The 6,489-nt window shown below is 72.4% G+C and carries 9 protein-coding genes; 5 read left to right on the top strand and 4 right to left on the bottom strand.

Going from position 1 to position 6,489, the window contains the following annotated elements:
* A partial coding sequence (locus DW297_RS00255) for a response regulator (protein ID WP_136028515.1) occupies positions 1-447 on the bottom strand: 447 nt, incomplete at its 3' end.
* Complete coding sequence (locus DW297_RS00250) at positions 444-1,697, bottom strand: sensor histidine kinase (RefSeq protein WP_136028514.1); 1,254 nt, start codon at positions 1,695-1,697, stop codon at positions 444-446. The genes DW297_RS00255 and DW297_RS00250, both read right to left, overlap by 4 nt.
* 103 nt (positions 1,698-1,800) lie before the next feature.
* Between DW297_RS00250 and DW297_RS00245 the strand changes: the two genes are divergently transcribed.
* From DW297_RS00245 to DW297_RS00235, 3 genes are read left to right on the top strand one after another with little or no spacing between them, the layout of a single operon-like run.
* Complete coding sequence (locus tag DW297_RS00245; RefSeq protein ID WP_136028513.1) at positions 1,801-2,205, top strand: VOC family protein; 405 nt, start codon at positions 1,801-1,803, stop codon at positions 2,203-2,205.
* Complete coding sequence (locus tag DW297_RS00240; protein WP_136028512.1) at positions 2,202-2,513, top strand: winged helix-turn-helix transcriptional regulator; 312 nt, start codon at positions 2,202-2,204, stop codon at positions 2,511-2,513. Before DW297_RS00245 ends, DW297_RS00240 begins: the two co-directional genes overlap by 4 nt.
* 1 nt (position 2,514) lies before the next feature.
* Positions 2,515-3,153, top strand: coding sequence for a dihydrofolate reductase family protein (locus DW297_RS00235; RefSeq protein ID WP_136028511.1), 639 nt, complete (start codon positions 2,515-2,517; stop codon positions 3,151-3,153).
* A gap of 6 nt (positions 3,154-3,159) precedes the next feature.
* Here DW297_RS00235 and DW297_RS00230 read toward each other — a convergent pair whose 3' ends face one another.
* On the bottom strand, positions 3,160-3,963 hold the full coding sequence (locus DW297_RS00230; protein WP_136028510.1) for an HAD family hydrolase: 804 nt from the start codon (positions 3,961-3,963) through the stop codon (positions 3,160-3,162).
* Positions 3,964-3,977: 14 nt separating this feature from the next.
* Positions 3,978-4,823, bottom strand: a complete 846-nt coding sequence (locus tag DW297_RS00225) for an exodeoxyribonuclease III (RefSeq protein WP_136028509.1) — start codon at positions 4,821-4,823, stop codon at positions 3,978-3,980.
* 37 nt (positions 4,824-4,860) lie between these two features.
* Here DW297_RS00225 and pyrE point away from each other — a divergent pair, with 37 nt between their 5' ends.
* Both pyrE and DW297_RS00215 read left to right on the top strand, forming a co-directional pair.
* Positions 4,861-5,421, top strand: coding sequence for an orotate phosphoribosyltransferase (gene pyrE, locus DW297_RS00220; protein ID WP_136028508.1), 561 nt, complete (start codon positions 4,861-4,863; stop codon positions 5,419-5,421).
* Positions 5,418-6,320: an ROK family protein gene (locus tag DW297_RS00215; RefSeq protein ID WP_136028507.1), complete on the top strand. Its 903-nt coding sequence runs from the start codon at positions 5,418-5,420 to the stop codon at positions 6,318-6,320. The genes pyrE and DW297_RS00215 overlap by 4 nt, the downstream gene beginning before the upstream one ends.
* The last annotated feature ends 169 nt before the right edge of the window (positions 6,321-6,489 follow it).

Genomic DNA, 6,489 nt, shown 5'->3' with positions numbered 1-6,489 from the left:
GACCGCGACGTGCTGGGCGTGATCCGCCCGGGCGAGCACGCGCCGCGTCACCTCGGGCGCCAGCATGCCGTCACCCGCGGCGAGGGCGCGGACCGCGGCGATCAGGTCCTCCGCCCCGGCGTTCTTCAGCAGGAAGCCGCTGGCCCCGGCATCCAGCGCGCGGTACAGATAGTCGTCGCGGTCGAACGTCGTGATGATCGCGATGGCCGCGCGGACCGCCGGATCCGCGACGATCCGCTCGGTGGCCTCGATGCCGTCCATGTCGGGCATCTGCACGTCCATCGTGATGACGTCGGGGAGCAGGGCGGACGCCTGGGCCACGGCCTCCGCTCCGGTCGAGGCCTCGCCCACCACCGTGATGTCGGGCTGCGTCTCCAGGATCGTGCGGAACCCGGTGCGCAGCAGCGCATGGTCGTCCACCAGCAGCACGCGGATCGGCGCGGTCATCGGCTCGCTCCCGCCGCGACCGGGGCGAACGGCACGCGGGCGCGCACGCGCAGTCCCCCGGACGGCCGCGGGGCCACCTCGAGCGTGCCGCCCGAGGCCGTCGCGCGCTCTCGCATGCCGAGCTGTCCGAGGCCCGGCCGCAACTGGGCGATCGCGCGGCCGGTGTTCACGACCTCCACCTCGACGCCGTCGTCGTCGTAGCGCACCCGCACATCGGCCGTGGCTCCCGGTCCTGCGTGACGGCGGGCGTTCGTGAGCGACTCCTGGGCGATGCGGTAGAGGTTCACGGCGACCACCGAGGGCACCGCGGTCGGAGTGCCGACGACCGTGTACGCGGTGGGGAGTCCCGCGGCCGTCGAGGCCTCCGCGAGTTCGGCGATGTCGTCGAGCCCGAGCGTCGAGGCGCCGTCCGCGGTCTCGCCGCCGGGCGTGCGCAGCGTCTCCAGCAGCTGCCGCAGCTCGTGGATCGCGTCGCGCGCCGAGCCCTCGACGCCCGAGAGGATCTCGGCGGCCCGCGCGGGGTCCTGGGCCAGCACCAGGCGCGCCGCGCCGGCCTGCACGCCCATGACCGAGACGTGGTGGGCGACCACGTCGTGCAGCTCGCGGGCGATGCGCACCCGGTCGAGGGCGACGGCCTGCGCCGCCGTCACCTCGCGCTCGCGCTCCAGCTCGGTCGTGCGCTGCTCCAGCACCGACCGCTGCTCGGCGGCGGCCCAGGACCGTTCGCCGAAGTAGTACGCCCCGCCGAAGTAGAGCCCGTTGAGCAGGATCTGGATCAGCATGAAGGCGACGTAGGGCGACATCGCCCCGGCGACCACCTCGGCCTTGTCCGCCTCGCTGATCGCGTCGCGGTACATCGTGAGGAGCAGCCACACGAACATGCCGACGATGATCGCCACGCGCACGATGAGGGCGCGGCGCCGGTCGTTCATCCACGCGCCGACGGTGTAGAGGCCGATGAACATCGCGATGTTGCCGACGTAGATCTCCGGTACCCGGATCGTGACGGCCGCGAAGTAGGCGACGGATACGACCACGGCCACGGTGCCGGGCCAGCGTCGACGGAACGCGAGCGGACCGGACACCACGACGGCGTAGAGGAGGGCGGTCCACAGCGGGGCCTGCTCGTCGCCGTACACCTGGGCGATGGAGGAGAGCGCGGCGCTCAGGATCGCGCCGACGAACAGCACCCCGGCGAGCAGCAGGTCGCCGCGGCGGTCGCGCTCGGTCGGCGTGCGGGTGAAGGGCATCCCTCCACCGTAGGGCGGCGTTCGGCGGGGCCGCATCCCCCGGACGGCGGAGGCGGCGCGGAGGGGTCTTGACCGTGCACTTGTTTTTTGCAAGTATCACCGCATGAGCCTCTTCCTCACCTGCCCGGTCGAGAGCGTCGAACGCGCGACCGCCTTCTACACGGCCATCGGCTGGACCCTCAACGAGGAGATGTCCGATCACAACGTGTCGTGCTTCGCCATCGCGCCCGGGCAGTACGTCATGCTCGGCAGCCGCGAGATGTACGCCAGCGTCGGCGGCGTCGACGAGCTCGTCGGCGGCCCCGACACCCCGTCCAAGGTCACCGTCTCGTTCGACCTCGGCAGCCGCGAGGCGGTCGACGAGCTGGTCGAGCGCGCGAGAGCGGCGGGCGGGCGCATCGGCGACACCGACGACTACCCCTTCATGTACCAGCGCCAGTTCGACGACCCCGACGGCTACCACTACTCGCCGTTCTGGATGAAGCCGGACGCCGACGCCGACGCGTGAGCGACCTCGGTGCCGCGCTCGGCGTGGTCGGGGCGCGCTGGGCGCTGCTGATCGTGGAGCGGCTGCTCGACGGACCCCAGCGCTACGGCGATCTGCAGCGCGACCTCGGAGTCCCTACGAACATCCTCGCCACGCGCCTGCGCGAGCTCGAGGCCGCCGGGGTGCTCGCGCGACTGCCGCTCCGGCACAACACCCGGGCGTACGCGCTCACCGCCCGCGGGCTCGCACTGCGGGAGGCGATCGAGGCGCTGCGGGCGTGGGGTGCTGCGGAGGAGGATGAAGATCCCTCGACGAGAACGGAGAAGTGACATGAGCGACGACGCACCCGGTCGCATCCTGATCGACCTGTTCAGCACCCTCGACGGCGTGGCCCAGGGCCCCGGCGGCGTGGGGGAGGACACCTCGGGCGGATTCCGGTTCAGCGGATGGCAGGCCGGTTACCCCTCACCCGGCATGGGCGCCGAGGTCGACGCGGGCATGCGGGGCCTCGACGCGCTGCTGCTCGGCCGCCGCACCTACGACATCTTCGCCTCGTACTGGCCGCAGCACACCGACGGCGAGGAGGGCCACATCGGCCGGCTCTTCGACGCGGTGCCGAAGTACGTGGCGTCGCGGAACCCCGACCTCGCGCTCGACTGGCAGGGCAGCTCGCGCGTGGGCGACGACCTGGCCGCCGAGATCGCTCGCCTGCGCGCGACCCACCGCGAGGTGCACGTGATCGGCAGCATCGACTTCGTGCACACCCTGCTCGCCGAGGGGCTGTTCGATCAGCTCAACCTGTGGGTGTACCCGCTGCTGCTCGGCACGGGGAAGAAGGTGTTCGACGACGCAGCGCTCCCGTCGGTGCTGCGACTGCTCGAACCGCCGGTCGTCGACGACGCGGGCGTGATGCTCCTCCGCTACGGCCGCACCGATCGCACCCCGGAGGTCGGCACGTTCGGCGCCTGAGGCGGGTCAGCCCAGCAGTCGCTCGATCACGCGCGCGACGCCGTCCTCGTCGTTGGTCGCGGTGACCTCGTCGGCGGCGTCCCGCACCACGGGTTCCGCGTGCGCCATCGCCACCCCGCGCCCCGCCCACCGGAGCATCTCGACGTCGTTCAGCGCGTCGCCGAACGCGACGACCTCGGCGCGGTCGATGTCCAGGTGCGCACACAGCCGCGCGAGCCCGGTCGCCTTCGTCACGCCCTCGGCCATCACCTCCACGAACGGCGCGCCGGACAGGGTGGCTTCGAAGCCGGTGAGCCCGAGCGAGCGCAGCGTGTCGAACAGTGCGGCGGGTGCGAGCTCCGGGTGGCGGATCACGAGCTTCAGGCTCGGCGCCGCGAGCACCTGCTCCAGCGGCACGCCGCCCATCGTCGCCGGATCGCGCTTGTGGTCGGACAGGCTCGCGATCGCCGCGTAGCCGTCCTGCGCGACGAAGGTCTCGCCGCCCTCGCGCACGCTCGCGAACAGCAGCCCGGGGATGCTCGCGCGGAGGGCATCGGCGAGCGTGCGGATCGTGTCGGACGGCAGCTCCTCGGCGAACAACATCCGTCCGTCGCCGAGGTGCACCGCGTAGGCGCCGTTGCTGCACAGCGCCCACCCGTCGAATCCGGCGTCGGCGGCGATCGCGCGCAGTCCGATCGGCTGGCGCGCGGTGACGGGCACCACGGGGATGCCCCGTTCCCGCGCCGCGTCGAGCGCCGCGCGGGTGCGCGGTGTCACGGAGGAGGAGGGGTCGAGCAGCGTGCCGTCGAGATCGGTCGCGATCAGTCGCACGTCGTCGCGCTCCGTCAGGAGAAGATCATCGGCAGGTCGTCGTCGGCGTCTGCTCCGCCGAAGTCGAGGTCCACCACCACGGGCACGTGGTCGCTGGGCTGCTCGCCCTTGCGCTCGTTGCGATGGATCGAGGCGCCGGTGACCGCGTCGGCCAGCGTCTTCGAACCGAGGATGAAGTCGATGCGGATGCCCTCGTTGCGCGGGAACTTGAGCCGCTGGTAGTCCCAGTAGGTGTAGCCGTCGGGCAGCAGCGGGCGCACCACATCGGTGACACCGGCATCGGCCAGGGCGAAGAACGCCTCACGCTCGGCGGGCGAGACGTGCGTCGAGCGGCCCACCACGATGTCGGGGTCGCCGTTGTCGTGGTCGAACGGGATGATGTTGAAGTCGCCGACGAGGGCGAGCGGCAGGTCGGGGTTCGCCGACAGCTCGGCCGCGGTGGACTGCCTCAGCTGCTCGAGCCAGTGCAGCTTGTACGCGTAGTGCGGGTCGTCGAGGGAGCGCCCGTTCGGCACGTACAGGCTCCACACGCGCACGCCGTCGACCATCACCCCGAGCGCGCGCGCCTCCTGCGGAGCGTCGGGGCCCTCGTGACCCTTGGCGAAACCGGGCATGCCGTCGAACGCGGTGCGCACGTCGGTGATGGGTAGGCGGCTGGCGATCGCGACGCCGTTCCACTGGTTCAGGCCGTGCACCTCGACGTGGTAGCCGGCCTCCTCGAAGGGGGCGAAGGGGAACTGCTCCGGCTTGCACTTCACCTCCTGCATCGCGAGCACGTCGATGTCTTCACGGACGGCGAACTCGACGGTGCGGGCGACACGGGTGCGGATGGAGTTGACGTTCCAGGTGGCCAAGCGCATGCGTCCAGCCTAGTTGCGGCCTCCTACACTGGATGCCGTGACCGCACTCGACGCAGACCGCCAGACCCTCCTCGACCTCATCACCGACGAGGCGGTGTTCCACGGCGACTTCACCCTCTCCAGCGGCAAGAAGGCCACCTACTACGTCGACATGCGCAAGCTCACGCTCGACCACCGCGCCGCTCCCGCCATCGGCCGGATCATGCTCGACCTGATCGCCGACCTCGACATCGTCGCGGTCGGCGGTCTCACGCTCGGCGCCGACCCCATCGCGAACTCCGTGCTGCACGCCTCGGTCGGCACCGACCGTCCGCTCGACGCGTTCGTCGTGCGCAAGGAGCCCAAGGACCACGGCCGCGGCCGTCAGATCGAGGGCGCCGACGTGAAGGGCAAGCGCGTGGTCGTGCTGGAGGACACGTCGACCACCGGGCAGTCCGCGCTCAAGGCCGTCGAGGCGCTGCGCACGGAGGGCGCCGAGGTCGTGGCCGTCGCCGTGATCGTCGACCGCAAGACCGGAGCGCAGGCGGCCATCGAAGCCGAGGGGCTGGAGTGGCGCGCCGCGTTCGACCTCGACGACCTCGGGCTCGACCCGCAGTGACCCGCTACGCCCTGGCCGTCGACGTCGGCGGCACCAAGATGGAGGCCGCCCTCGTCTCGGCGGACGGCGTGCTCGTCGAAGGCAGCCGCAGCCGCCAGCCCACCGGGCGCGAGGCCACGCCCCCGGCCCTCGCCGCCGCGGTCGACGCGATCGTGCGGCACGCCCTGGCCGCACTGCCGGCCGACGCGGAACTCGTCGGGGCGGGGATCGGCAGCGCCGGTCCGGTGGATCGCGTCGCGGGCACCATCGAGCCGGTGAACATGCCGCTCGCGCACGGCTTCGCCCTCGCGGCGGCGGTGCGGGACGCGGCGACGGCGGTGCTCGGCCGCGACCTTCGCACGACGCTCGGCCACGACGGGGGCGCCCTCGCCCTGGCGGAGTCGTGGCTCGGGGCGACCCGTGACGCGGGGGCCTCGCTGTCGATCGTGGTGTCGACGGGCGTCGGCGGCGGCTTCGTGGTGAACGGCGCCTACATCCCGGGGGCCACCGGCAATGCGGGTCACCTCGGTCAGGTGCGCCGCGAGGGAGGGCTCACGCTCGAGGAGATCGCCTCCGGCCCCGCGAGCGCCGCCTGGGCGCAGGAGCAGGGGTGGACCGGCGCGACGGGGGAGGACCTCGCGCGCGACGCGGCAGCCGGAGACTCGATCGCCCGCGCGGCCATCGAGCGCTCGGCCCGCGCGGTCGGCGAAGCGCTCGCGGACGCCGCGACCCTGGTCGACCTCGACGTGGTGGCCATCGGCGGCGGGTTCTCGCGGGTGTCGTCCGACTACATCGACCTCGTGCAGCAGGCGCTCACCGCGCACGCCGTGCACCCGTACTCCCGGCGTACCCGGGCCGTGCGCTCGGGCCTCGGCGACGAAGGGCCCCTCATCGGCGCCGCCGCCCTCGCGCTCCGTTGAACCCTCACGCGCACGCCCTCAGCGGGCGGCGGTCAGCAGGTGGCGGGGTGGTCCCTCGAGGCGGGCGACGGCGATCTTGAGGTCGGTGACGTCGGATGCGACGGCGTCGAGGCGGGTGGTGAGCTTGTCCTCGACGGTGTCGATACGGGTGGTGAGCTTGTCCTCGACG

Source organism: Microbacterium sp. PF5 (assembly GCF_004794315.1).
GTDB lineage: Bacteria > Actinomycetota > Actinomycetes > Actinomycetales > Microbacteriaceae > Microbacterium > Microbacterium sufflavum.
This window is presented reverse-complemented; position numbering and strand designations above follow the sequence as displayed.